Source organism: Verrucomicrobiota bacterium (assembly GCA_019247695.1).
Taxonomy (GTDB): Bacteria; Verrucomicrobiota; Verrucomicrobiia; order Chthoniobacterales; family JAFAMB01; genus JAFBAP01.
In genome coordinates, this window is sequence record JAFBAP010000018.1 from 1 (window position 1) to 26716 (window position 26716).

The 26716-nt window shown below is 59.3% G+C and carries 21 protein-coding genes; 7 read left to right on the forward strand and 14 right to left on the reverse strand.

What is annotated here, in order from left to right; translation table 11 throughout:
• The 11 genes from JO015_01885 to zwf form a co-directional block, all read right to left on the reverse strand.
• Positions 1 to 276 (reverse strand): ABC transporter (locus tag JO015_01885; GenBank protein MBV9997840.1); only part of this gene is annotated, 276 nt, incomplete at its 3' end.
• A gap of 118 nt (positions 277 to 394) precedes the next feature.
• Positions 395 to 1483, reverse strand: coding sequence for an ABC transporter ATP-binding protein (locus JO015_01890; protein ID MBV9997841.1), 1089 nt, complete (start codon positions 1481 to 1483; stop codon positions 395 to 397).
• 55 nt (positions 1484 to 1538) lie between these two features.
• The gene (locus JO015_01895; protein ID MBV9997842.1) at positions 1539 to 2393 is read right to left on the reverse strand and encodes a carbohydrate ABC transporter permease; all 855 of its coding nucleotides are present in this window, start codon (positions 2391 to 2393) and stop codon (positions 1539 to 1541) included.
• Between the two features lie 11 nt (positions 2394 to 2404).
• Complete coding sequence (locus tag JO015_01900; protein ID MBV9997843.1) at positions 2405 to 3289, reverse strand: sugar ABC transporter permease; 885 nt, start codon at positions 3287 to 3289, stop codon at positions 2405 to 2407.
• A 200-nt stretch (positions 3290 to 3489) separates the two neighbouring features.
• Complete coding sequence (locus tag JO015_01905) at positions 3490 to 5148, reverse strand: extracellular solute-binding protein (GenBank protein ID MBV9997844.1); 1659 nt, start codon at positions 5146 to 5148, stop codon at positions 3490 to 3492.
• A gap of 476 nt (positions 5149 to 5624) precedes the next feature.
• Positions 5625 to 8951: an extracellular solute-binding protein gene (locus tag JO015_01910; GenBank protein MBV9997845.1), complete on the reverse strand. Its 3327-nt coding sequence runs from the start codon at positions 8949 to 8951 to the stop codon at positions 5625 to 5627.
• 208 nt (positions 8952 to 9159) lie between these two features.
• Positions 9160 to 10296 carry a Gfo/Idh/MocA family oxidoreductase gene (locus JO015_01915; protein ID MBV9997846.1) on the reverse strand — a complete coding sequence of 379 codons (1137 nt, stop codon included), beginning with the start codon at positions 10294 to 10296 and terminating at the stop codon, positions 9160 to 9162.
• Positions 10297 to 10312: 16 nt separating this feature from the next.
• The gene (locus tag JO015_01920) at positions 10313 to 11368 is read right to left on the reverse strand and encodes a TIM barrel protein (GenBank protein MBV9997847.1); all 1056 of its coding nucleotides are present in this window, start codon (positions 11366 to 11368) and stop codon (positions 10313 to 10315) included.
• Between the two features lie 127 nt (positions 11369 to 11495).
• A complete protein-coding gene (locus JO015_01925) occupies positions 11496 to 12752 on the reverse strand; it encodes a hypothetical protein (protein ID MBV9997848.1) in 1257 nt (418 codons plus the stop codon).
• A 135-nt stretch (positions 12753 to 12887) separates the two neighbouring features.
• Positions 12888 to 13937, reverse strand: coding sequence for a glucose-6-phosphate dehydrogenase assembly protein OpcA (locus tag JO015_01930; GenBank protein MBV9997849.1), 1050 nt, complete (start codon positions 13935 to 13937; stop codon positions 12888 to 12890).
• Between the two features lie 198 nt (positions 13938 to 14135).
• Entirely contained in the window at positions 14136 to 15686 is a 1551-nt protein-coding gene (gene zwf / locus JO015_01935) for a glucose-6-phosphate dehydrogenase (protein MBV9997850.1), read from the reverse strand.
• A gap of 245 nt (positions 15687 to 15931) precedes the next feature.
• Between zwf and JO015_01940 the strand changes: the two genes are divergently transcribed.
• Positions 15932 to 17716 (forward strand): carbohydrate porin, encoded by a 1785-nt coding sequence (locus JO015_01940; protein ID MBV9997851.1) that lies wholly within the window; start codon positions 15932 to 15934, stop codon positions 17714 to 17716.
• A gap of 340 nt (positions 17717 to 18056) precedes the next feature.
• Here the strand turns inward: JO015_01940 and JO015_01945 are convergent, their stop codons facing one another.
• From JO015_01945 to JO015_01955, 3 genes are read right to left on the reverse strand one after another with little or no spacing between them, the layout of a single operon-like run.
• Entirely contained in the window at positions 18057 to 18542 is a 486-nt protein-coding gene (locus tag JO015_01945) for a hypothetical protein (protein MBV9997852.1), read from the reverse strand.
• A complete protein-coding gene (locus JO015_01950; protein ID MBV9997853.1) occupies positions 18539 to 19096 on the reverse strand; it encodes a hypothetical protein in 558 nt (185 codons plus the stop codon). The genes JO015_01945 and JO015_01950 overlap by 4 nt, the downstream gene beginning before the upstream one ends.
• 30 nt (positions 19097 to 19126) lie before the next feature.
• Entirely contained in the window at positions 19127 to 19345 is a 219-nt protein-coding gene (locus JO015_01955; protein MBV9997854.1) for a hypothetical protein, read from the reverse strand.
• Between the two features lie 246 nt (positions 19346 to 19591).
• Between JO015_01955 and malE the strand changes: the two genes are divergently transcribed.
• The 6 genes from malE (at position 19592) to malQ (ending at position 26405) form a co-directional block, all read left to right on the forward strand.
• The gene (gene malE / locus JO015_01960; GenBank protein ID MBV9997855.1) at positions 19592 to 20779 is read left to right on the forward strand and encodes a maltose/maltodextrin ABC transporter substrate-binding protein MalE; all 1188 of its coding nucleotides are present in this window, start codon (positions 19592 to 19594) and stop codon (positions 20777 to 20779) included.
• Complete coding sequence (malF, locus tag JO015_01965) at positions 20776 to 22320, forward strand: maltose ABC transporter permease MalF (protein MBV9997856.1); 1545 nt, start codon at positions 20776 to 20778, stop codon at positions 22318 to 22320. Before malE ends, malF begins: the two co-directional genes overlap by 4 nt.
• A 145-nt stretch (positions 22321 to 22465) precedes the next feature.
• Positions 22466 to 23443 (forward strand): maltose ABC transporter permease MalG, encoded by a 978-nt coding sequence (gene malG, locus JO015_01970; protein ID MBV9997857.1) that lies wholly within the window; start codon positions 22466 to 22468, stop codon positions 23441 to 23443.
• An 18-nt stretch (positions 23444 to 23461) separates the two neighbouring features.
• The gene (ugpC, locus tag JO015_01975) at positions 23462 to 24586 is read left to right on the forward strand and encodes a sn-glycerol-3-phosphate ABC transporter ATP-binding protein UgpC (protein ID MBV9997858.1); all 1125 of its coding nucleotides are present in this window, start codon (positions 23462 to 23464) and stop codon (positions 24584 to 24586) included.
• A gap of 1 nt (position 24587) precedes the next feature.
• Positions 24588 to 24821: a hypothetical protein gene (locus tag JO015_01980; protein MBV9997859.1), complete on the forward strand. Its 234-nt coding sequence runs from the start codon at positions 24588 to 24590 to the stop codon at positions 24819 to 24821.
• A 69-nt stretch (positions 24822 to 24890) separates the two neighbouring features.
• On the forward strand, positions 24891 to 26405 hold the full coding sequence (gene malQ, locus JO015_01985; GenBank protein ID MBV9997860.1) for a 4-alpha-glucanotransferase: 1515 nt from the start codon (positions 24891 to 24893) through the stop codon (positions 26403 to 26405).
• Positions 26406 to 26716 lie beyond the last annotated feature (311 nt).

Here is a 26716-nt window from a genome sequence, read left to right on the forward strand (position 1 = left end):
GACGTTGGAGGAAATGAAGTTGTCGATCTGATTGGTCTGGTTGTTGACGTCGTAGTTGCTCGACAAGGCCGTGAACTTCACCTTCGAGTTGAGTTGCTTCGCCTTGGCCTCGGCCCCGTGGGCGATCTGCACAAAGAAGGGGTTGCCTAGGTCGCCTACCGTCACGGCAACGGCGTTAAACTTTTTGTTCTGGGCCGAAGCCGGAGGGGTCAGCGCCACTGCGGTAATGAGGCTCAGAGAAGCCGCGCATAACAACCGGAGTGAATGTCGGATCATGTTATTTATAGGGGGTAAGAGAAAAGCGCTGCCCTGTGCGGGTCTTCAGCCTGCACGGTCGCGCTCCACGTATAGAAACACGTCGCTCTTAGGACGCAACATTTGTTTTCAGGGCTGCTCAGCCAAGGCTTTCGTCCGTCGCGGGATCAAAGACGTGTATCGCTTCTTCCCCTAAACCGAGCCGGACCCGATCCCCCGGCGCGGGTTCAAAAAGGGGATCCACAAGCGCATTGAGCCGAAGCTTCTCGGTCACGGCGACCTGCACCAGCGTGTTGGAACCCTGTGGCTCCACCACGTCCACCGTACCTTCAATCACGTTCTCCGGCGAATTCTGGCCGGCGCGCAGAAGGTGCAGATGTTCCGGGCGGAAGCCAACCCAGACTTCTTTGAGATTTTGCCCGGCGACCGCATCCGCCAGCCTCGCCGGCAACGTCAGGTGAAGGTCTCCACCGATCCTGCGACCAGGCAGAACCTGGCCACGCACGAAGTTCATGGACGGGCTGCCGATAAACCCGGCCACGTAACGATTGGACGGCTTGGCGTACAGTTCTCGTGGTTTTCCGATCTGCTGAATTTTCCCCTCCAACATGACCACGATCCGGTCCCCCATGCTGAGCGCCTCGACCTGGTCGTGGGTAACGTAGAAGGTGGTGACGCCGAGGCGCCGCTGCAACCGGATGATCTCCGCGCGCATCTCGACCCGCAGCTTGGCGTCGATGTTCGATAGCGGTTCGTCCATCAGAAAGACGCGCGGTTCACGAACGATGGCCCGTCCGAGCGCCACCCGCTGGCGCTGGCCGCCGGACAATTCCTTCGGGCGGCGGTTGAGCAAATGTTCAATCCCCAGAATCCTGGCGGCATTGCGCACGTGAGCGTCGACCTGCGTCCTGGGCACCTTGCGCAAGCGCAAGCCGAACGCCATGTTTCCGTAGACGTTCATGTGCGGAAAAAGGGCATAGTTCTGGAACACCATCGCCACGTCGCGTTCTCGCGGGATCATACCGACGACGTTGCGGCCATCAATCCGGATAGAACCTTCGGTGATTGCTTCGAGCCCCGCGATCATCCGCATGGTGGTGGTCTTACCGCAACCGGAAGGCCCGACCAGGACAATAAATTCACCGTCCATCGTCGTAAGGTTGAACTGCTGTACGGCCAATACCTCGCCGTAGCGCTTGGAGACGTTTTCAAGTTGAACGGTAGCCATGTGATTGGACGCGTGGGAAACGGATCTGGGGGCGGCCTCTCGTCATCGAAGCGGTTCAGCCCTTGACGGCGCCGAATGAAAGGCCCCGTGCGAGGTAACGCTGGACGAAAAACGACAGAATCACCGGAGGCGCGATCGCGATGATCGTGTTAACCGCCGCGACGTTGAAATCCACCCCGCGAGTACTCCGGGAAGCCAGGATGAAGGCGGGGAGAGTTGAGGCGTGCTGGGAAGTGAGTGCGGATGCGAAGAGGGCCTCATTCCATGAAAACGCAAAAACGATGATGGCAGTAACGATCAATCCATCGAGAGAAAGCGGCAGGGCGACCATGTAGAAAATCTGCCAAAGGCTGGCCCCTTCGATCCGGGCAGCTTCTTCCACTTCCCGGCTGACATCCCGGAAGATGTCCCGCATGATGACCACGCAGAAGGCCAGGTTGAACGTCGAGTAAAGCAGGATCAGCCCGATCCAGGTATCGATCAGCCGCAGATCAACCAGTAGGATGTAGAACGGCACGAGCACAACGACGGGCGGCATCACCCTTTGCGAGAGGAACCAAAGCGCGATTTCCTTGCTCGGGACAGGAAACTCAAACCGGGCTAAACTGTACGCCGCCGGCGTTCCGAGTACCAGCACCAGAAGGGTGGTGCCGGCCGAGACGATAAAGCTGCTCAACAAACAGTTGAGGCATTGGGGATCGCCGAGCACCTCACGCCAGGAATCCAGGGTCGGCTGAAAGTTCACAAACGGCATAATGGCTCCGGCCGAAAAGGTCGCGGGCAAACTCTTGACGGAATTGATCACGGCCCAAATGAAAGGCGTTACTACCCAGATGACCGCCAGAACGGCGATGACGCACACGGCGATTTTACTGCGGCGGCTGGAATGGCTCCAAAGCAGGCTGTCCATGTTGGTTACGGTTAGTCGATGCGCTTCCGCATCTGGCGAAAGAAAAACGTGATGACGACCGAAGCCAGCACGAGATAGAGGACCCCCATGGCTGAGCCGTGGCCGAAGTCAAAGAATTGAATGGTCGTCAGGTAATCGCGAATGCTGAAGAGTTGGGTGCTCGTCCCCGGACCGCCGCTGGTGAGGGCGAACGGCAACCCGAACGATTTCAACCCTTCGATGAGTCGAAGCAGGATGGCAACGGTCAGCACCGGCCAGGCGAGCGGCAACCCTACGTACCAGAGCACCTCCCAATGGCTGGATGCCTCCAGCATGCTCGCCTCATAGATCTCGTTGGGGATCGCGCCGAGCGCGGCGAGGGACATGAGGAAGACAAAAGGCGTCCACTGCCACACATCCAGCAGAATCGCGGCGGCCAGGCCGCCACTGCCGGTCGACATCCAGTCGATGTGGATACCGACGAGACCAAGCAGGAAGCTGATCAAGCCGCCCTGGGAACTGAAAAGCGTCACGCCCAGGTAGCCGATGGCCACCTCCATGGTGAACAAGGGGGCGGTTAATACCGAGCGTACAAATCCTTTGGCCGGAAAGCCCACGGTGATGATCCAGGCCAGCAAAAAACCGATGCAAATCTCAAGGGGCACTGAAACCCCGACGTAGATGAGGGTGATTTCAAGGCTGTGCCAGAACTCGGCATCCCGCAGGAGTGAAGTGTAGTTCTCAAGGCCAACATAGCCGGTGATCCCCTGGCCAAGGACGTAATTGGCGACGCTGTAATGCAGTGCTGAGATGATCGGGAAAAAGGTGAAGGCAATGACCCAAAGGACGGCCGGCGCGAGCATTCCATATTTGAATGCCCGCTCGGAGCGCGCTTCGGCGCGGCTGGCGGGTTCCATACGGGGCGCCGGGGGCGGTTGGGTTGTCGCGACGGAGTTTTTGGTGGGCACGAGGTTTGCCGGTTCCCATTCAGTGGAAGGATCCGGGCGTACACGCCAGGATCAGAGGCGGCCGGCCGGCAAGATCAACCTCACCGCCATTCGACGGGAAGGCTCTCGTCCGGCCGGACCCTCAACGATTCAACGTTTAATCCATCGCTTCACGCCATGCCTTGGGCGCTGAATGACTCCTGATAGAGTTTCTTCTGCTTGTCGCGTCCGTAACGGTCCGTGATTTTCTCCCAGGCCTGGTACGTGTCGTCGAGCGCCGCCTTGGGGGTGGTCTGCCCGGCAAGCACTGCGGAGACCCGCACGTCCAGCTCGTGCCAGTACTCCGCGGCACCCGGGATCCGCAGGTATTCCTGCTGTTCCGGCAGCGCCAGATTATCGTAGTACCCCGTCAGATAGGTCGTCACGTCATCCGTGTTCCAGCCGTATTGCTTCCATTCCTCCAGGCTTCCTGTGCCGACCGGTGGGAGGTATTCGTATTTCATGCCGGGCTGCACCCCAGTCCAGCCATTGCAACAGTTGAAGAGCGCGTTCTTTTTGTTCGCCATGAATGCCAGGAAGTCGTAGGTAGCCTCCTTTTTCTTCGACAACCGGGAAATCACGCAGTGCCAGGTCCCGCCGTTGGTGTTTCCGACCAGGTTGTTATCCCCTTTCTGCCACTGTTTCGTGATCGGATTATAAACTTCATCGACGCCCGGGATAACGGTCGCGCCCACCTTGCCCTGCGTGAAGTTGGTCTTCGGATCCTGGGCGAAGGTAGGCAGATCGCCCCAGGTCGGTTCCATGACGGCGTTACCTGCGAGGAAAAGGTTCCAGCCCTGCCCAAGCGTCCAGCTGATGGCCTCCTTGGGACCGCACGGCAGGAATTTGACGTAATCTTCCAGCGCACGCACATGCCCCTCGGAGTTGATCAAGGGCTTCATGTCGTCCGGGTTGAAGAAAAAATACTTATTATCCTTTGAAATGACGTACGGCGCAGCCAGCGTCAGGAAGTGAAAGAACCCCTGTTCATTCACCTTTGCGTGCAAGGAAATGCCGTAACCGTTCTTACCGTCGCCGTTCCAGTCCCAACCGGTGAAGAAGGTGGCCACGTCGTGCATTTCCTTCATCGTCTTGGGCGGGTTCGGTAAGTCGTAGCCGAGCTTGGCTTTGAATTTTTCCTGGCACTCGGGTTTGGACAGGATGTCCTTACGATAATACAGGATCTGCGCATCACCGTCGAAAAGCGCGCCGTAGACCTTTCCCTGCCAGGTGTACAGGCGCTTCATCGCCGGGAGCCAATCATCCGGGTTCCAGTACGGGTATTTGGGGTCTTTAAGGAACGGCGCCAGCTCGACGATGTAGGGCTCCTTGCCATTAAAGAAGTCGCCGTAGAACCAGGCACCCGTCATGTATGCGTCGTAACGGCCCAACCCGGTCGTCAAATCGGCAAAGATCTGTTGGTGCAACGTGTCGATCGGCACCTCGGCCACGTTCACGTGGCCGCCGGTCTCTTCTTCCCAATGTTTGGTGTGATACTTGAGGCCGTCGCCAACGGTGGCCTTGAGCACCATGACTGAAATGGTGGTACCCTTGAAGGGCTTGGTTTTTAAAAACTCGATGCGCTCCTTGGTGATCGGCGCCTCGTAGGGCGCTTCGGGAGCGGAATCGACCAGGTTACCTTCAGCCGCAACCGCCATAGGCAGAATCCGGCCAAGCAGCGCGGTTGAGATGCCGAGCTTCGTCGCACGTTCGAGAAAAGATCGTCGACTGATGCGACCGCCAAGGTAGCCGGCGGTTAATTCACGGAATTCATCGGGATGGGCAGGCATAACAGGATTAGGGGGTTCCAGATTCCGCTTGGCCGGTCGAAGCGGATCTGCCTACGGGGCCGCGATCATGCGCGGCGCCAAGGATCAGGCTGAGCTTCGCCGTTGGAAGCGAAACCATCGTTAGGGGGGATTGCTGGCCGGGAGCCTACCATGGGCCGCCCCGCAGCGTCAAGGCGGGGAGGAAGGAGTGTCGGGCACACGGCGGCCACGGCGGGGTTAGCGGCCACAACGTAAGAGTTCACACGGCGAACACGGCGAGCCACGGCGGAAAGAAGAATGCCGCAGATGAGGGCTGCACGTTAGGCATGCCGGGGATTTGCGCCGTCTTTGCCCCGGGGCAAAGACGGCGCAATCCTTGCCAGGGCCCGAATTCGGGGACCGGATGATTCTGTCTTTCCGCCGTGTTCGCCGTGGCTCGCCGTGTTCGCCGTGTGAACTCTTACGTTGTGGCCGCCAACCCCGCTGTGCCCGCAGTGTTACCGGCTCAGTTGTCTCACGGAGATGATGTGAAATTCCCCGCCGGCCCCTTTCTCGACCAGGAACGATAACGTCCCGTCCCCTTCCTTGCTTCGGGACCCGTTTGAGACCAACCAGTGAAACGGTTGCAGGACCCGGTACCGGTTGGGTCCTGCGGAACCAGCGATCGTGCACCGGCCGTTCGGGATCCATTTACGTACCGGCCACTCCTGATGGTAACTCTCCGTGGAGCGCTGCACTTGATTGCGCGTCAAATGTCCCCGGCCATAAAACGATACCCGGTTGCCGAAAAAGTGCTCCTGTCGCGAAACGTCGTTATCCTGAACAGACCGGATATAACTCCAGACGAAGGACTGCAGCCGCGATGCATCAGGCGGCGCAGAACTTTGGGCGACGGGCGGCGGGACAGCGGTACGGGCCGCGGGCACTGGCACCGCGGTCGGGGCGGGTGCGGGGACCGGGGTGGGCGCCGGTCCCGGTTCGACCGTGGGCCCCCTGACAAAATCGAATTTTGCGATGACGTTCGATCCCGCCTGCCTGCCGACCTGCGTGAGTGCACCGGCAAAGGCATCGACGTTTTTGTCGGCGACGAACGCCGCCACCGCGCCGTCCAACGCTTGCCGGAACGCCGCCGGAGCCGCCGAACCATGGACGCAACTCGGAATGAGGTTGTCCCGGTCAAAATCCGCGCGTGCCCACCGCTGATACGAGTCGAGGGTCAATGGGTCGATATCAATCCGAGCCGGGATACCCCCGTTCAAGGCGCTGAACAGTTGCTGCGCGTCTTTACTTGCGATGCTCTTCAACCAGGCGATCCCTGCTTCTTTGTGAGGTGCGGCGCTGGCCAGGGCGAACGCATCGACCACCAGCAGGAACGACCCTTCAGTTCCGGGAAAACTGACCCAGCCGAAATCAACGCCCGGCTTCAGGTTCGCCCTGGCAAACTCGCCCTCGGCCCAGTCTCCCATCGAAAGAAAGCCGGCTTTTCCGTCCACCAGTTTCTTCAGAGCCCGATCCCAGCTCAGGGCCGCATGATCCGAATTCAGGTAAGCCTGCATCCTGGCAAAATACCGCATCGCCTGCTTCACCTCAGGGTCGTCCCAGCTCATCCGGCCGCCGAACAACTCGGTCCAACCGCGCGGTCCGATAACTCCAAGCAGGGTGTTCTCAAAAAGGTGAGCAGACGCCCAGATGCCGGAATCGCCCATGGCGAGGGCCGGGATTCCTGCCGCCTCCAGCTTATCACAGGCGGCAAAGAATTCATCGAAAGTCATCTGTTTCCCGACGGTGATACCGTGCTGCTCAAGCAGCCTTTTATTGTACCAAAGCACATTTCCCCGGTGGACTCCGGCCGGCACGGCATAGACCTTGCCGTCCCGGGTGATCAGGTCGAGGAGCGATTTCGGAAATACCCGATCCCATCCGCCACCGCGATAAAGATCGGTGACGGGCTCGCAGTAACCGGGTTCAACGTATTGGCCAAACAACTCCGAACCGGCGTGACTCTGCCACGCGTCCGGGGGATTGCCTGCAGCCAGGCGCCGTTCCAACACCGGCCGCGCAACTGACCCGCTGCCGCCGGCCACGGTATCGCTCATCACGACGATGCCGGGATATTGCCGTTCATAATTTTCAGTGAGCGCTTCGAGGGCTGAAGCCTCACTGCCGGAGGTCAGCCAGGAGAGAACCTCAAGTTTAGGACGCGCAAACTCGATGAACCGGCGAGTCCACGGGTTCTGCGGATTTTCCGGCGTGTAGAGGTAGAGGCGGCGGGAGAGGAGGTACTCCTGGGTGGCGATCGTAAACGGGGTGGGCGGGAGCGGGTCGGCGCCGGGTCCCGCCACTGCAACCGGTTTGCTGCCGCGCACGAAAGACATCCCTGCAAAACCGATTCCGTCCCGGTCAGCGGCGACGTCGTCTGAGAGCTTTGCCCCGCTTTCGTATCGCAACGCTGCTGAAGACAAAGGCTGGCCGCCCAGCACGACGGATTTAAAAGTATCGAACGTGCCCGAGTCGTCGTTCGGGGCGTAGAGATTGATCGGTCCGGATGGTCCGCCCACCTGCGACCAGTCATTGATTTTGCCGCTGAAGATGCCGGCGAGCTGCTGGGTCGTAAGGGCGCTGACCGGGTTATGCTTGTTTACCAGCACCGCGATCCCGTCCAAACCGAGCAGGTGTTCGCAGTCACGCGAAAACAGGTCACCCAACCCGGCGCCGGCGCATCGTTGCGCCTCGCCGGGTTGAACGCGGCGGGAAGACATGCCGATATCGCACGCACCGGCCGCCAGGTCTTCAAAAGCCGTTTTTGATCCGTGCGCCTGGATCTCAAAAATCAGCCGGTCAGGGGATTCGTTCGGCAGGCGCGCTTCAATGGTGGTTTCATTTTGTCGGGGTCCCGTCCGGCGCTGAACGGAAATCGCGCCCTCATGGTTGAGAAAGTCTTCGCAGATCGCCGCCGCGAGTTCCGCACCGATGGCGTTCGCGCCGTGGAGCCGCAACGCCACCTGTCGGGCCGGCGGGGCACCGGCAGGCGCGGGGAGCGCGGCCGGAGGTGAAGGGGCGGCAGCCGGAAGGGCCGCGGCCGGGGCCGGGGCGGCGGACCCGGTTCCGGCGGCCATGACGTCGTCGGCTATGGCCAGGGCCGCGACCGCCGCGATCAAGGGCGACGGGTAAAACAGAGGCAATGCTCCAGGCGCAGGCGATGCGCCTGCAATCACCCGAAGGTTCGCGAATCGCCAGACGGTTGTGGAATGCTCTCCGGAGTCGCCTGAGAACCCGACCATACCCCGATCCGGGGGCGGCAGGCCGTTAAACGTCGCCTCCCGCTGATCGTTGATATAGAGGGTAGCCTGCTGACCGGCGGTAACGACGCGGACGCTATTGACCTGACCGAAGCCTTTATTGATCGCCTCACTCGGGGTCCAGTCGAGTTGATCCAACCGTTTCGAATCAACATACCGGTTGACTTTGTAGTAGCCTATTGAATTGATACAAAAACAATAAAAGTTATCGGAATCAGCCGCCCAGAAAATCAGGCCGCCAGCCACGGTTGGATCCCCGGCGGTCATGGTAATGTCGACGGTGATTTCTGAGTCGCCGAATCGTTGCGACTGATTCAAAATGGTTTGAGAGGTATTCGGCGCAGGTTTGAGAACAAGTCTACCATCCTCAACGCTGACGGCGTCCCTCAGGGGTCCCCAACCCGGATCCAGGCTGGCAAAGCCATCCTCATATAAAAGTTCACCTGCAATCAGCAGCGATCCGGCGGCCAGCCACAGAAAGGTGACGACTGCGCAAACCCGGAACGATTGATACTGTCGATTCATTAATTATCATTCGCGGTTCCTGTGATCGCCGATCATCCGAATCGGCCGGTGGGACCCGTATGGTAACTATGCAGCGGCACCGGCGATCACCGACGCCAATTTAACCGTTTTCAGGTTAATCCGAAAGCGCTGCTTTACGGTTAGGACGACGCTCCTAACCGAATTCCTTATCTGCGTTGTCTGCGCGTTCTGCGGATCAGCGGGGAGGTTACCGGCCCACTTCCTCCCAGTTCCGCGAACTTGCCGACCGGAGGACTGCATCGATGACAAACTCCGTGTGCAGCGCATCGTCAAAGGACGGTGCGACCGGCTCTTTGCCATCGAGCGAGCCAAGAAAATCCGCCAATTGATGGATGAAGGAATGCTCATACCCGATGGCCAGGCCGGGCACCCACCAATGCTCCATGTACGGATGCTGGCCGTCGGTCACATGGATTGACCGCCAGCCGCGCAGCGTGCCCTCGTCTTTGTGGTCAAACCATTGCAACCGGTGCAGGTCGTGCAGGTCCCACGCCAAAGACCCGTGTTCCCCATTAATCTCGAAAGTGTAGAGGGCTTTGTGGCCGCGAGCGTAACGGGTAGCTTCAAACGTGGCCAGTGACCCGTTCCGGAACCGGGCCAGAAACGCGCTCGCGTCGTCGATGCCGACCTTCTCGATTTTGCCGGTAACGTTGTGGTACCGTTCCTTCACGAAGGTCTCGGTCATTCCGGAGACGCTCTCCATTTCGCCGTTAAGCCAGAGGGCCGTGTCGATGCAATGCGCCAGCAGGTCTCCCGTCACCCCGCTTCCGGCCGCTTCCGCATCCAACCGCCAGAGCGCGGCGCCGCCTTGCGGAACGTCTTTCGAGATGGTCCAATCCTGGAGGAACTTCGCCCGGTAATGGTAGATGTTTCCGAGTTTACCCGCCTCGATGATTCGTTTGGCGAAAGTCACGGCCGGAATCCGGCGGTAGTTGTACCAGACCATCGTGCGGACGCCCGCCTTACGGGCGTGCTCCACCATGCGCGTCGCTTCGGCCAGGTTGCGGGCGAGCGGCTTTTCGCACAGCACCATCTTACCGGCATCCGCCGCCGCCATCGCGATCTCGGCGTGAGAATCGTTCGGGGTCACGATGTCGACGAGGTCAATTTCCGGATTGTCGACCGCCTTGCGCCAGTCGGCTTCAAACCTCTCGTAGCCCCATTTATGAGCGAACCGGCTCACCTTTTCTTCATTCCGGCCCACGACCGTGTCGAGCACCGGCCGGTAAGGTAAATCGAAAAACTGGTTTACGGAGAGGTAGGCGTTTGAATGCGCCCGGCCCATAAACCCATAACCGATCAAAGCCACACGCAACGGTTTCATGCTTGCAAGCTCCCGGTTAAGCGCTGGCTTGGCCTACCGCGACCCGGTCCGCGGCCGGCGCGTCCCCGGCGTCCCAGCCGTGGGCGGCCTGCACCGCCTGCATAACCCGGAGGACCGAGACCCAGGTTTCCGGCTTGAGCATCTCCGAATTCGGAAACATGCAACCGTCCCAGCAAATGTGCTCAAAGGCTTTCGTCAGCCTGCCGTTTTCGTCCCGGAGCCAGTGACCGGCATCCCGGGCGACGTCCAGTTTGCCGTTCGGGTCATCCGGCAGGCAATGCCGTCCCGTTTTGTCATGCGTTCCCGCCCCTTTGACCGTGGCATCATTTTGCGCGACGTGAAAGTCAACCGTCCACGGCCGGAGCGCGCGCGTCATCGTTCGCAAGGCATCTTCGAGCAGCGCTCGATCGTGCCAGTCGTAGCCGGGCGGGAGCAGGCGATCCTCCTCAGCATTGTACCCGAGGGTGTAGAGCAGCGTGTGGGCCATATCGGCCTGAAAACCGAGCCGGCCCGGACGATCCACCTGCTCAAGCAGCTGCACCGCGCTTTTCCAGCTATGAATGCCGCCCCAACAAATTTCGCCCTCGGCCGCTAACTTCTCGCCGTGACCGGCGGCAATCGCGCATGCTTCACGGAATGTCTCTACCAGTTTGCGGGTGGCATCGGGATCGGCCGCCCAGGTCGCCGGACCGGTGGCGGTATCGATGCGCACCACACCATACGGCCTGAGGCCGAGGGCACGCAGCTGCTGGCCAAACGCGCAGGTTTTTCTAACCTGAGTCAGGAATCGCTGCCGTTCCTCCGGGGACCCCATCGCGGAGCCGCCGCCCGTCGGTGGCCAGACGGGTGCGACCAACGAGCCTGCCATCAGCGATCGCTCGGCCAGCTTGTCCGCCAGTCTGGCGATGTCATCCCGGCCTGAGTCGATGCTGATGTGGGGGTCGGCCACAAACAGGTCAACGCCGTCAAAACGGCGGCCGTCAACCTCCGCTTGCGCGGTCAGATCGAGCATGGTGTCCAGATCGATAAAAGGCTCTGAGCCGGGTCCTTTGCCGACCAGGCCCGGCCACATGGCGTTGTGTAACTTAGGGAATTTCATTCTGGGGGTTATCTGATTTAGGTAAATTGAAATGCCCGGCTTCAGCCGCGGAGGTACGGCAGTTTCACGGGCAGGGAAAACATCCGCTCGTCAACCCCGGTCAGCCGGCCCGTTGCTTCAACTCGGGTGCGTCCGGGTTCACTTCGGGTCCGAAATAGCGCAGCACCACCAGGTCTTCAGCTTCGCTCGTGTTCTCAAACACCACGCCGTCTCTTGCCGCAGGTTCCGAGCAGAAAACCTCGTCTTCAGTCAGTTCGCCGAACCGGATCAGTTTCGGAGAGTTCAACGTCAGCCCGTTCATTCGGCCCCGTCCCTGAACGACGGTAAGCCCATAGGCCCCGTTGTCCCGGACGGTGCATTTTACGCCCGGTTCTACGGTAAGCTCCTTCGCCGAGAACGGCTGTTCGCCGTTGATCTTGCCATACACAATCCAACGATCCACGTGCCCTTCCCGTTCCGTATCGGCGACCGGAACCGGTTCAAGGAAATGGTTCTCTTTAAAATAGGGATCAACGTTCGCCTCCCAGTCGAGCTCGCTGACGATGAAATCGAGGTCAAAATGCCTGTCCGGCGGGATATCCTTCACCAGAAGCGCACGAGAGACCTCGCGCCCCTCGACCAGCGATTGCCACATTGAAAAAACGTCGGATCCCCACTGAGGCTCGTACGTGCAGAGCGATCCCGGTGCGTGCAGCAGGCCCGGGCCGATCAACCAGCCGGTCCCGGGCTTGAGGCGGTAAGCTTTGGATAAGTCCAGAATGCCGTTATCGCCCCGGTTCCAGTTTTCGAGGCAACGCCTGACCTGCTCTTTCGTCGTGCCCGGTTCAAGCCCCATAAAGGTATAGGGAAAATTATTGCCGACCGTGTTGTGTTGCGGAGGAAAATAGTAGCTTTCCGGCTTGCCTTCCTGGCCCACCAGCCTGGCGTGTTCGTTGGACTGGTGCATGTGGTGCGGAATCGGGCCCATGTTGTCGAAGAATTTGGAGTAAACCGGCCATTTCCGGTACCTGGACCAGATCGATTCGCCGACGAGCGCGGCACCCAGTTCGTCCACGGCTTGCGCCAGGGTAAACCGCTTGTCTTCAAAAACCACGTAACTTAACCCTTCGTCCGGGGTGCGGTTTTCGTTAGCCGCAGGCGTGGTGCTGGCGAACCAGCGTTCATCAATCCCGCCCCGGTCCAGCCCGTAGGCATACAGGTCGTCCGGATGCAGTTTCAAACGGCGTCCGGGTTGAACGAAAACCCGGGGGACCCAGCAGGGGGCCAGGCGCAATAGACCGCCGCTTTGGGCCAGTGCCGCTTCGGCCAGGCTTTTTACGCGGGTGTCGGTCGTCGAGAGGGCAGTAATAGTTCTCATGGGGGAACAATCGGTACGGATTACAGATCAAAAGTTGTCGGTTCGATTTAATCCGCCGCCGGTTAAAGAAACCTCTTTCCGATTGAATGTAAACCATCCGTGCAACCGGCACTCGGCAAGGGTCGAGCCCCTGCCCTACCTTCCCCAGATCTGTTCGGCAATTTGCAGGGCAGCCTCATAGGTGTGGTGTTCTCCGCCCCGCGAGAGTTCTTCGCGGACCACGGCTTCCAACGAAATATCTCCCGCCGGCCAGAGCTGCCTGACCTCGGGATGATCCGACAGCGAACTCGTCAGAAAATCACCGTTCCACGCCAACTCAAGATAGGAGTTTGCGGCGTGAACCTGTATCCGGCTCACCCAGGGCCCCGGAAGCGCCGACAACTCGACCTCGATGTTCCCGGCTCGTTCCGGCGTCGTGAACGTGTACCGGTCGTCCGAGCGCTCGCGAAGGCTCCAGCCCAGTTGCCGGGCCAGCCACGCCATCAACAGGATGGCGGTCGTCCAGTACTCGGGGTCGTACGTAATCGTAAGCTTCTCGACGTGGCTGATTTTTTCCCAGGCCCACGGGTGATCGAAGCTCTGGGCCAACGCTACCCGCAAGTAAAAGAGCCGGCGCCAGTTCAGATCACAGAAGACCAGGCGCGAACGGCGCGCTCGGGTGGCGTGGCGCAACGTCTGCATCTGCGTCGACGGTTCGCGCCAACTCTGGCTATCAAAAAACAGGCGGTCAACCCAGCTCCAGAGTTGGGACGACGCCCGTTCCGGAAACTGGCCCTGCCACCAGAGGTAGAGCGGCAGATCCGAATCAAGGTTCGAAAACACAATGCTCTGGATCGTCGCGTGGTCGACGCCTTCAAGCAGGAAGGCAATCTGCTCGGAGCAAACCTGCTTCGACCCGGCCCGGCTGATGTGGCAATGGGCACTGATCCACGCCTGCACCCGCCGGTGAGACGAGGCAGGGTTGGCGGCGAGCAGAATCACGCGGCAGGCGTTCTCCTGGGTAACGCTGGACATCAATCGCGAATTAAAACTGAGGGCGTCCGGTGCCTCGCTGTAAACCGCGAAGTTAACGAGTGAAGCCTTCGTCAGCACTTCGCCCTCCTGTTCAAAGAGTTGTTTCAGGCCGCGGTTTATGCGGGCGATGTCCACCGGTACTCCACGCGCGAGGTCTTCAACGGTAGGCATAAAAGCGTTCGGAGTTCGGGGTTCGGGGTTCGGGGTTCGGCAGGGCAAAAAATGCCACAAATGCCACAAGCGGAAAAATGCCACAAATGACGGAGCCCGTGGCGGCCGTCCGGTGTCGAGGGTCCGGTAAGAGGGTTGGCGCTACTTCCTCTTCATTTGTGGCACTCGTGGCATTTTTCCGCTTGTGGCATTCTTAAGTCAGAGCCTCCGCCAGGCGTGGCCGTCAGCCTCGATCAATTGGTCGGCTTCCATCGGGCCCCAGCTGCCCGCCGAGTAAAATGCCAGGGGCGGCTGTTTCTCTTTCTGGCCATGCCAGGCCTCTTCGATGTCATCGATGAAGCGCCATGCCTCCTCCACTTCGTCACGCCGGGCGAAAAGCGTGGCATCGCCCAGCATGGCATCGAGCAGGAGGCGTTCGTAAGCTTCCGGGCTGGCCTTTCCGAAGGAGGTACCGTAGCTGAAGTCCATCTTGACCGGTTGGATGCGGACGCTGGCGCCCGGCACTTTGCTCTGCATCCGCAGCGAGACGCCCTCATCGGGCTGAATCCGGATCACCAGGACGTTTTGGCTGCCGTCCCGGAGGCCTTCCTGGTCCCGGTTGAACAAGACGGCCGGTGCATTCTTAAAATGAACGCCGATTTCGGTGGCGCCCTTCGGCAGCCGTTTACCGACGCGCACGTAGAATGGCACGTCCGCCCACCGCCAGTTGTCGACCAGGATGCGCAGCGCAACGTAGGTTTCGGTTTGCGACTCGGGCTTCACGTTTTTTTCCTCGCGGTAGCCCACCACCGGCTGGCCGTTGATCGAACCGGCTGAGTACTGGCCCCGTATCACGTGTTGACCCACGTCGGCGCCGCGGATCCGGCGAAGGGAGCGCAGCACCTTTACTTTTTCATCGCGAACCGCATCCGCGCTCAGGTCCGTCGGCGGTTCCATCGCGATCAGGCAGAGCAGCTGGAGCAAATGGTTTTGCACCATGTCCCGCAGGGCTCCGGCCCCTTCGTAATACCCGGCTCGATTCTCCACGCCGAGCTGTTCGCCCGCGGTGATCTGCACGTGGTCGATGTAACGATGGTTCCAGAGGTGCTCGAAAAGCGCGTTGGCGAACCGCAACACCATGATATTCTGGGCGGTTTCCTTGCCCAGGTAGTGGTCGATGCGAAACGTCGCCGCCTCATCGAACGAACTATGGACCACCGCGTTGAGGTGCTGGGCGGTGGCCAGATCCGTGCCGAACGGTTTTTCGACGATGACGCGCGCCCAGCTGCCTTCGCGTGTCTCGTTTAAACCGGCTTCGCGCAGCCGGGTCAGGATGGGCTCGAACTGATCCGGTCCCGCCGAAAGGTAAAAAAGCCGGTTGCCGCGAGTCCCGCGATCGCGGTCGATCTGATCGAGGCGTTGCCGCAGGCTCCGATAACCTTCAGCGTCGTTGAACTCGCTGCGGTGATAAAAGATGGCGTTCTGAAAATTTTTCCAGAGCTCATCGTTGATGCTCCGGCGGGAATACTTCCGGGCCGCCTCCTCCAGTTCCGCCCGGAACGTCTCATCCGATTTTTCACGCCGGGCAAACCCGATCACCGCGAATCCGGACGAAAGGTCCCCTCCGGCGGCGAGGTTATAAAGCGCAGGTACCAGTTTACGGTGGGTAAGATCCCCAGTCGCCCCGAAAATAACGACGGAACACGGCGCGGGTGTCGCCCGGCTGACAAGTCCTTCACGAAGCGGATTCGAATGCAAGCTATCGGTCATGATCAATTCCTCACTTCCCTAATGCAGTGGATCGCAACGAAGATGGCACGAGGTTTCGTGCAAGGATAGCGGGAACAACGGCAGTTTTAACGATTTTGCGAAAGTCGCGCGCATTCGACACTCCCGTTTAAAAAATGTTTAAAATTTTTTAAGATTTTCTCTCGACAGGGATTTGCCGGTTCCGTTAGACCTTTTCTCGCCCTTCATTTAACCAAAAATCCCCCGATCAAGGAGTAGAAAATAAAATGATGCGATTTCCGGAGTCCATACCGGGATTACAACGCCTGACCTTACCTACGTTGGCAGCGAGTCTCTCGCTGTTAACCCCTGGGGCGCTTTTCGCACAGAGCGCCGACCAGAGCCAACTCGACGCGCTCAAGTCTCAGATGCAGCAGATGCAGAGGCAGTACGAGCAGCGCATCGATGCCATGGAGTCGCAGATGAAAACCCTGGAGAGCAAAGCCGACCAGGGTTCGATTCTTAACACCCGCGTTCTGACCGATTCGAACGGTACCGAATGGGGCGGCAAGGAAGGTAAAGGGGGCCCGGTCCTCGACGAATCCTTCCTGAAGAGCCTGACCCGCAACTTTACCTTCTCGGCGTACGTTCGCGCCGGGGTGCAGTTCAACGGTAACGGCGGCGGCGGCAACTTCAACTTCGAACCGCCCGATAACGACGGTGGCCGTCCGCGTCTCGGCAACGAGAACGACACCTACATGGAATTGACGTGGGCGCAGGCGCACCTGCTCGGGGATAGCCCCGACGTGATGGACGTCTCCATGACGTTCACCCCGGCCATCCGGTACGTGCAGAATCGTGGCACGTTTATCGGCATGCGCGGGAGCGGGCCGACCACCCTGGCAGGCACCCCGGTGGCTGTCAACCGGGAAGACACCGGCAACGACTTCGATTTCGTTCTTCGCCAGGCTTACCTGGAGATGAAGAACGTCTTCAAAGGCGCGCCGGAAATCACCTTCTGGGGTGGCATCCGGTTCTACGATCGGTTCAACATCGACCCGAACGACTACTTCTACCTGGATCAGTCGGGTTACGGCGCCGGTGTTGAAAATATCGACGTCGGGATCGGCAAGATCTGGTTGGCCTACATCGGCGGCCTCGATAATGACCTGGAATCATTCCGCACGGGCAGCTTTTACAAGCACAACATCGACCTCCGCCTGAAGGACATCGACATCGGCTTCGGCAAGTTGATGCTGATCGCGCTCGGCAGCTATGAGAAAGGGACCACGTTTGACGAGACCTTCGACAACCAAGCGATTCTGCTCAACCCGGTCCACACCAATGACGCCTGGGGCGGCGGCGTTGGCGCCGTCTGGCAGTACGACTTCGGGAACAAGAGCTTCCTCCAGTTGTACGCCTTGTTCGGCTGGGGCGCGACGAACTTCGGCAGCTCCGGAACCAATATCGGCACCATCGAGACGGTTGCGGCCGACTTCCTGGCCCGGCATCCCGGCTACCCGGTCGGCGCCCTCATCAACACGGATCGCGCAATCGAGAAGGCGCACGATTTCAAGGCAGGCGGCCAGTTTATCTGGAATATTGCCTCGAACTTCTCGATGAGCTTCTGGGCCTTCTGGAACCAGGATACCTTGGGGTACGGACCTTTCGGCACGAACGCAGTCGGCACCGTGGTGCGGGCGGCGGCGAACCGCAACGAGTTCGAGGGAGGTATTCGCCCGATCTTCTGGGTGAGCGACAACTTCGCGATCCAAGGTCAGGCCTGGGGCAGTTACCAGGATAACAATCGCGGTTACTCAGGGACCAGTGCATTCGGCCGCAGTGGTTCGATGGGGGTGTTCACCATCGCGCCAACCCTCAAGCCGAAGGGCGGCTACTTCACCCGTCCGGAACTGCGCTTCTTTGCCACCTGGGCAATCTGGAGCAATTCTCTGAAAGGCACCACCACCCCGAGTCAGGAAGGCGGCAACTTCGGAGGAGCAATCCCGCCGTACAACGGCAACACCAACCAGGGCTGGCTGTTCGGTACCCAGGTTGAGTGGTTCTTCTAGACCGGCGGTTTTTTCCTGGCCTGGTCAGAACTGTGACGTCGCCCCGCCCGCTACCGGGCGGGGCGACTTTTTTTTTAGGTAACGGGTAACGGGTAAAGTTCGGAGTTCGGAGTTCGGAGCGGCATCATTGGGGGCAAGCTGCCGCTGTCAGGTCCAGTGTTTGGAATCCTTTTTCTGCGTGTTCTGCGGATGATTCGGTCTTCCCGCCGGGTGGGCCTGACCTTCCGGGGAGATCGGACCCGGTTCTACGATGCCTCCGAACTCCGAACCCCGAGCTCCGAACTCTTCCCCTTCCCGCCGTGGTCGCTGTGGCTCGCCGTGTCCGCCGTGTGAACTCTTACTACCTCGTCCCGGCGTACACGGCGGCGATTCCGCCGAATTTACCGATCCCGCCCACATTCGGGGTGTCGTTGACGAAATAGCCGGCCGGCCCGACAAATCGGCGGTCCCTCGAGTCGAACAGGATGATAAATTTCAGCAGGGCCACGGCCGGCTCGGTGGGATCCGAACCGTAATACGAGGTTGCTTGGGCCTTTCCTGCAATCATGCGTGCCATGGCCGGCGGGACGTCACTGGCTTGGAATGAGCCGACCTGCACCGCCACGAAGGGCGTTTGCATGAGCGACGCCCGCCCTTTGGCGTTCGGGTGTTGCAGGAATTTCCAAAAGCGCCGGTAGGCAAGATCGACTTCCGTGGGGTAAGGTTCTCCGGAAGCGAGGCTGTATTCGGTGGCCTTGATGGCCGGCGCGGGCGGTGTTTCGGCCCGGGCGAGCGTGGCGGCGTTGATGAACATGGACAAAACGCAGACGAGCGGTGAAAGCTTCATTTTCCGGTGCCGATATAGATTGCGTCGTAACCGCCGAATAACCCGGGCTGCCCTCTTCGCGGGGTGTCTATTGCCACGTACCCCTCGTTGCTCACGGGACGGCCGGTTTTGACGTCGAATACCATTACAAACTGGGCGGTAGTGGCGGAAAGATTGTAGGTTTCATGCGCGAGGCTGCCGGCGACGGCCCCGGTATTGACGAGGTGCTTCACCAGGGCAGCGACTTCCGTCGCCGGCACCGTGGTGGCCTCAACGGCGAGGTACTGGTAGGATTCCAAAGCTTTTCGGCGCTCCGGCGTCAGGCGGGCAAGGTAATGGTCGACTCGGGTCTGGGCAACGCTCGCTTCGGCAGGATAAGGTTCACCGACCGCTAAAGCATAATCGCGGTAATGGGAGAGAGTCGCTGACCGCGTGGATGAAGCGCAGCCGGAAAGCCCGGCCGCCGCCCCCGCGAGAAGCAAGGCGGCGAGCCCGGCGCAAGCCGATGGACCGAAGCTCGGCCGCCAGGACCGTTTTATCCCTATAAAATGCAGGCACGAAAAACGTTGGCTCATTGCACGCAACCGCGTTGGCTTTTAACGATTCTAAAGTGACCCGCGAAATACCGGTTGATCATTGGTATCCCCTGATACCGTCCCGCTTTTCATTGACTCGGGGAGTTGTGGCGCCGGTTGCGGGGTGCCACCCGACAGTGCCGAATCCGAAGCGCTCGGGATATCATCGGTCGCATTCGTCGAACAGCCGGCCATCAACGTACCGGCCCCGATCACGATAACCGCGGCGCGCAGGGTTTGTGCTAGCATGCTCAACTGTATTAATGGCGGCCCCCGAAATGGCAAGCCGGATACCCGAAATCACCTCCGGGATGACGGCATCTCCAGAGTTGCGGGTTCAACGCCCGCTGCCTGCTTGCGGCCGTGAAAAACTTGCTTCATCTGCAACCACTTTTGCTTTTCAAGGCTTCCGGCGGTTCATATTATAGAGTAAACGTCGTCTGCCCTTCCACGACCGAGGAAAGAACGCGTTTTACCCCCTTCCGGCCGGCACTCATGTTAAGGAAACTCTTATGCGCATTGTCTGTACTCGTTCTCGGTTGCGCACTGCCGGCCGTTGCCTGGACCAACGGGGAGCTCCTGGTCTGGGTCAACGGCGATAAAGGTTACAACGGCCTGGCCGAATTGGGTAAACGGTTTGAACAAGACCTGGGCATCAAGGTCACGGTCGAACACCCGGATCATCTCACCGACACATTTCAGAACGCCGCAGCAACCGGCAAGGGACCGGATATCCTGCTGTGGGCGCACGACCGGATTGGCGAATGGGCTGACTCCGGGCTCTTGAAACCGCTGGTTGTCCCCGACGATTACAAGGGCAACTTCATCCCTAAAGTTTGGGAGGCGGTCAGTCACAACCAACAGGTCTACGGTTATCCTCTGGCGCTGGAAGCCATTTCCCTGATTTACAATAAAAAGCACGTGACCGGGCCGCCGCCGACGCAACTGGCGGGTTTCGTGGGCTTCGCCAAGGAACTCAAAACCCGCGATCCCAACGTGATTCCGATCATGTGGGACTACAGCGCCCCATACTTCAGCTGGCCTTTTCTGGCCAGTGCCGGCGGTTACCCCTTCAAGAAGACGACCTCGGGTTACGACACGCAGGACGTTGGCATCGATACCCCGGGCACGGTCCGGGCGTTGACGGAGATCATCGAACTGATCAATGGAGGCATCCTGCCGAAAGGCACCTCCTATAGCGTCATGGAACAAAACATGAACAGCGGCGCGCTGGCCATGATGCTCAGCGGCCCATGGTCCTGGGCCAACCTGCGCAAAAACGGCATCGATTTCGGCCTCGCGCCGGTCCCCGGCGTCGACGGCAATCCAGGACGCCCGTTCATCGGGTTGTGGACGGCGATGATCAACCGCGCGACGCCGAACGGCGACCTGGCGGTGCAGTTCCTCGAAAAGTACGTCGTGACTGATGACGGGCTCAAGACGGTCAACGCCGACGTCCCGATCGGCGTGCCGGCGCTGCAAGCAACCTATACCGAACTTGCGGCCAAAGATCCGCTGGTCAAAATGACCTACGAGAATGTCCGGAACGGCGAAATTATGCCGAACATCCCGCAAATGGGTAAGTTCTGGAGTTCGATGGTGGCGGCGCTTGAGGTCGCCACAAACGGCCAAGCCTCCCCACAGGCCGCCCTGGCAGAGGCTAAGAAAAATATGGAAAAGTGAGCTCGACGACGCTCCCGGTGCGCCAGGTGCTGATGGCGCTGGTGCTTTTGCCAGCGCTCTACCTCGATTTCGCCGTCTACCAGGCCGGCAACGTCTGGATTGCGCTGGCCTTTCTCGTCGTCATCGCGTTCGGCGCCTACATTTATCTTCGCCCCGAAGCGTACCCGTTTCGATACCTTTTCCCGGGGTTTTTGGGCTTCGGGTTGTTCGTTATCTTTCCGTTGGTCTACACGGTTTGCATCGGGTTCATGAAGTACAGCTCGCAAAACCTGCTGCCGTACGATCGTGCCCTGGAGTTGCTGCAGCAGGAAACATTCCTGAGCGGCGACGTGAGCTATCACTACCGCCTTTTCGCCCAGGACAACGGAAAGTACATCCTGGTCCTGCAGGACATGAAGGATCCCGGCCGCCGCTTTGCCTCGGAGCCGATCGAACTGAAGGCGGGCCAGCAATCGGGGGCGTCGGACGCGATTACTCCGCTCAAACCGATCGACCCGAACACTCAGCCGCCCGGCAAGGCGCTCGAGATGGCGCAAGTTACCCGGGAAAAGCTTTTTATTCCGATGCGCGGCCGGCGGTTTTCGCTCCCGGACCGCACGCTCGTTTCCCTGGAAGGCCTGGCCAGGTTCGCAGCACGCCAGCGACTTTACGCGCTTAACCCGGACGGGACGCTGACGAACCGCAAAGACGGCAACGTCGTTCATGCCGACCCGCAGCAGGGTTACTTCGTCAATCAGAAAGGGGAAAAGGTCGGCGTCGGATTCCGAACCTTTACCGGGTTTGACAACTACACTCGTATCCTCAGCGACCCTCGAATCCAGGGACCGTTTCTTCGAATTTTCGTCTGGACCATTGCCTTTTCGATCTGTTCGGTCCTGGGCACATTCGCCACGGGGTTGCTGCTGGCCGTCGTCCTGGAATGGAAAGAGATCCGGCTGCGGAAGATCTACCGTACCCTTCTCATTCTGCCCTACGCGGTTCCGGCGGTCCTCTCGATCCTTATCTTTAAAGGTTTATTCAACCAGGAGTTCGGCGCCGTGAATGCGTTTTTGCGCGGCATGGTCCACTTTGCGCCGGAATGGGAAACCAATCCTTGGGGCGCCCGGGCCATGATTCTCCTGGTCAACGTCTGGCTCGGCTACCCTTACATGATGTTGATCTGCACCGGGATGCTGCAGTCGATCCCGTCAACGATCTACGAGGCGAGCGCCATTGACGGCAGCAACGCCATCGTTGACCTCTTCAAGATCACGCTACCCCTCATTTTGCCGCCGTTGTTCCCGATCCTCATCTCGAGCTTTGCGTTCAACTTCAATAACTTTAACCTCGTTTACCTTTTGACGGCCGGCGGCCCTAAAATGGTGGGAGGCGGTATCGCCGGTGAAACCGACCTCCTGGTCACCTACACGTTCAACCTGGCGTTCCGTGATTCGGGCACGAACTACGGCCTGGCGAGTGCGATCGCGACCATCCTGTTTATCATGGTCGGTGCGCTGGCCTGGATTAACCTCCGGATTGGAGGCCGGAATGTAAAAATGTAGCCGGTTACGATCGTACGCCACCTCGCTCCTAAGCTTTCGATGCGAACCTCGACCGTTAAGTTTCTCACCAATCCGATGTACGCGCCATCCGCATCGCACTCCCGTGCGATCTGGTTTTATAACGCAGACGTTTCAGGTCGCCCCTATGGCCTTGCCCAGCCTTAAAACCGAACCCGCCCGCGCATCTGCCGTTCAGGAACGATCACTCAGGCAGCCCCGGTTGTCGTCCGAGCAACGTCTGCTCATCCGCAAGACGCTCGCACACGCGTTTCTGCTCGGTTTTCTGGCCGTCGTCCTTGTGCCGTTCATCATGGTCGTATCGGCCTCGTTCCGGCAGGGTAACTTTGCGCCCAGCCAATTGTTTCCGGACAAAATCTCCCTGGACCATTGGAAGTACGTGCTGGGCATTCCGTACACGGAAATCGTTAATCCGGCGACGGGCGAGACCCGGGTCGTCAAGCCGGTAGTCCCCCCCCTGCTCTGGTTCTGGAACTCCATCAAGGTTTCATGCCTCTCTTCCACCGGGATTATTCTTTTGTCCGGAACGGCGGCGTACGGTTTTTCCCGATTTAAGTTCAAGTTTCGCACCCCGATTCTGAGTTCTCTGCTGATCCTGCAGATGTTCCCCATGGTGCTGGCGCTGGTGGCGTTTTATGTGATCCTCGATTTCACGGGCACCTACGTGAAATGGTTGGGACTGAATACCCAGGCCGGTCTGATCATGGTTTACCTCGGCGGGATCTCATCTTACATCTGGATGATCAAAGGATATTTCGACACCATCCCGGCCAGCATGGAGGAATCAGCCCGGATCGATGGGGCCAGCCCGCTCCAGACCTTTCTGCGCATCCTCCTGCCGGTCAGTATCCCGATCTTTGCGGTGGTGTTTATCCTGTCTTTCATCGGTTACATGTCCGAGTACCCGGTGGCGTCAGTGGTCCTGCAGACCGGCAATAATTGGACCCTTGCGGTCGGGGCGAACTCCTTTCTCTACGAACAGGAAAAATTATGGGGCCGTTTTGCCGCACTTGCGGTCTTGAGCGGCGTCCCAATTACAGTAGTATTCATGTTGTGCCAGCGATTCGTCATCGGAGGTCTTACCTCCGGCGGAATCAAAGAATAACCCCCGAACGATAAAGCCATGAGCGACGGTTCAGTAGAAATCAAGGATTTGGTAAAAACCTATGTCGACGACCGAGGTCGGCCGACTTTTACCGCGGTTAAAAAGATCAACCTCCACATCGACAACGGTGAGTTCATGGTGTTGGTGGGCCCATCCGGATGCGGCAAAACCACCACCTTGCGAATGGTGGCCGGGCTGGAGAAGATCACCAGCGGCACCATTTCGATCGGGGGTCGCGTGGTCAACGACCTCGAGCCGAAGGATCGCGGGATCGCGATGGTGTTCCAAAACTATGCGCTCTACCCGCACATGACGATCTTCAACAACATGGCGTTCGGGTTGCAGCTTGCGAAAAAGAAAAAGGATTTTATCACGGAAACCGTCAGCCGGACATCGAAAGCCTTGGGGCTGGACAAGATGCTGGAACGCAAACCGCAGGCGCTTTCCGGCGGCCAACGCCAGCGCGTGGCGCTCGGACGCGCCATTGTACGCAACCCGATTGTCTTCCTTTTCGACGAGCCTCTTTCCAATCTGGACGCCAAGATGCGCGTGCAGATGCGCTCCGAGATCTCGCGGCTGCACGGCCAGCTCGGTTCGACGATGATTTACGTCACGCACGACCAGGTCGAAGCCATGACCATGGGCGACCGGATCTGCGTCATGCGCGACGGTAACATCATGCAGGTCGCCGACCCGATCACCCTTTACCGCAAACCCGACAACGTCTTTGTCGCCGGCTTTATCGGGTCGCCGCCGATGAACCTGCTGCGCGGGAAGATCGAGCAGCGCGCTGACGGGCTTATCTTCGTGGAAACGGGCGAGAAAGCCGGGCTGACGATCCCGCTCAAACCGCCCGTGGCAGACCTGGCCTCGCGGTACGTCGGCAAAACCGTCATTTTCGGCGTACGTCCGGAACACATCACCGAAGAATGCACCGCCACGTGCGTCCCGGTCCAGTCCTCGGTCGACATCGCTGAACCGATGGGTTCGGAATCGCTGGTTTACCTGAAATCCGGTACGGGAAGCCTGATCGCCCGGATCCATGGGGAACACATCTACCATATGGGCCAGCCGATCACGGCAAACATCAACATGGATAAAGTGAGCTTATTCGATGCCGAAACCGAACAAGTGATTCGGTAATATGCGTCAGATCCTCGACTCTGAGCAGTATGTGCAGGTTCCGCCGATGATGCTGTCCGATCCTTTTTACCGCATCACTTATTTGATCAAAGAAGAGATTCGAAAGTACAAGTGGATCGAGGGTGAGAAAGGCCGCCACCTCACCTGGGAGGAGGCACGCAAAGAGTGGACTGAACTGCACCGCGCAAAGTACGAGCAATTTCTGATCGACACATTGCGGTTTCCGGAAGAATAAATAAAAGGGTCGACTAGATCCTGGAACTATGGGCAACCCGAAGTATTCGTGGTTGCCCTTTTCTTTTATATGACGTCCACGCCACTTTTTGACTGGTTAACCTCTCGCGCCGCCGGGGTGCTGCTGCATCCTACTTCTTTGCCGGGTCGCACCGGGATCGGTACCCTGGGCCGCGAAGCGCGCCGTTTTGTGGAATTCTTGGCGGAAAGCGGCTTCAAATACTGGCAGGTCTGCCCGCTTGGCCCTACGGGACACGGCGACTCGCCTTATCAATGTTTCTCGGCGTTTGCGGGCAACCCCTACCTCGTCGACCTGGAGTCGCTGGTCGACGAAGGATTGCTCGATGACGGGGATCTCGCGCCCCTCCGCAATCTTCCGGCGCAGCGCGTCGACTACGGGGCCCAGTGGGAGCATCGCTGGGGAATCCTGAAGCGGGCCTATTTCAATTTCACTTCCAAGGCATCAGCTAAAGAAAAGGCTGCTTTCCACGACTTCGTAAAGACCCACCGCTCCTGGCTCGACCCTTACGCCCGGTTTATCGCGATCAAAAACCATTTTGGGGGCCGTTCCTGGCTGGAGTGGCCACCCGAGTTCAGGCACCACGACTCGGCTAAAAAGTTGTTCCGCAAGGCGGATCTGGGCGAAGATTATGAGGCCCAAACGTTTTATCAATACCAGTTTTTCAAACAGTGGTACGCCCTGAAACAATACGCGAAGGGGCTCGACGTCCTGATCATGGGGGATATCCCCATCTTTGTCGCCCTCGACAGCGCGGACGTCTGGACTCACCCGGAACTGTTCCAGATGGATGCCGAGCTGAATCCCACAGCTCAAGCCGGTGTGCCCCCGGACTATTTTTCCGCCGACGGTCAGCTCTGGGGAAATCCGTTGTACGACTGGAAAAAGCACGAACAGAAAAAGTTCTCCTGGTGGCTGGCTCGAATGGAATCCAGCTTCGATCTGTACGACGTCGTCCGGATCGACCACTTCCGAGCCTTTGACGAGTATTGCAGGATCCCGGCATACGCCTTCAACGCGCGGGAGTTCCAGTGGGAGCCGGGTCCCGGACTTCACCTTTTCCAAGCGATTAAGGCCCAGTTTCCCGATGCCAAACTGGTCGCCGAAGACCTCGGCATGATCGGTGAGACCGTGCACAAACTGGTGCGCGACGTCGGGATCCCGGGCATGAAGATCCTGCAATTTGCATTCGAAGGTTTCCCCGACTACTTACCTCACAATACGATCCCTAACTGCGTGCTTTACCCCGGCACGCACGACAATGACACCGCCTGGGGATGGTGGGATAAGCAGCCCGAATCGGTGCGCGATTATCTCCGCCGTTACCTGCGGGTTGGGGGAAACGAGGTTCCCTGGGACATGATCCGGGCCGGCTTTGCCTCTGCCTCCCGGCTCTTTATCGTGCCCATGCAGGACCTGCTTAGCCTCGGCAGCGAAGCCCGCCTGAACGTCCCCGGCCAGCCCTCGGGCAATTGGACCTGGCGCTACACGGCTGGCCAGTTGGAACAACTCCGTCGCGACGGCAGCCTCTACCTGAAGGAACTCTCCAAATTATACGAACGGTAGCAAGGGGAGGCGTTCGGAGTTCGGCGTTCGGCGTTCGGAGGCGTCGTAGAATCGGGTCCGATCGCCCCCGAACGTCACACTCACACGGTGGGAAGACAGAATCATCCGCAGAACACGCAGAAGAACGCTGAAAAAGAATCCCAAACGCTGGACTTGACACCGGCAGGCGGTGCCCATGATGCCACTCCGAACTCCGAACTCCGAACTCCGAACTCCGAACTCCGAACTCCGAACTCCGAACTCCGAACTCCGAACTCCGAATTCCGAATCCCGCTACCGTGCAGCCTGGGTTGGCGTGGTCGGAGCGGCAG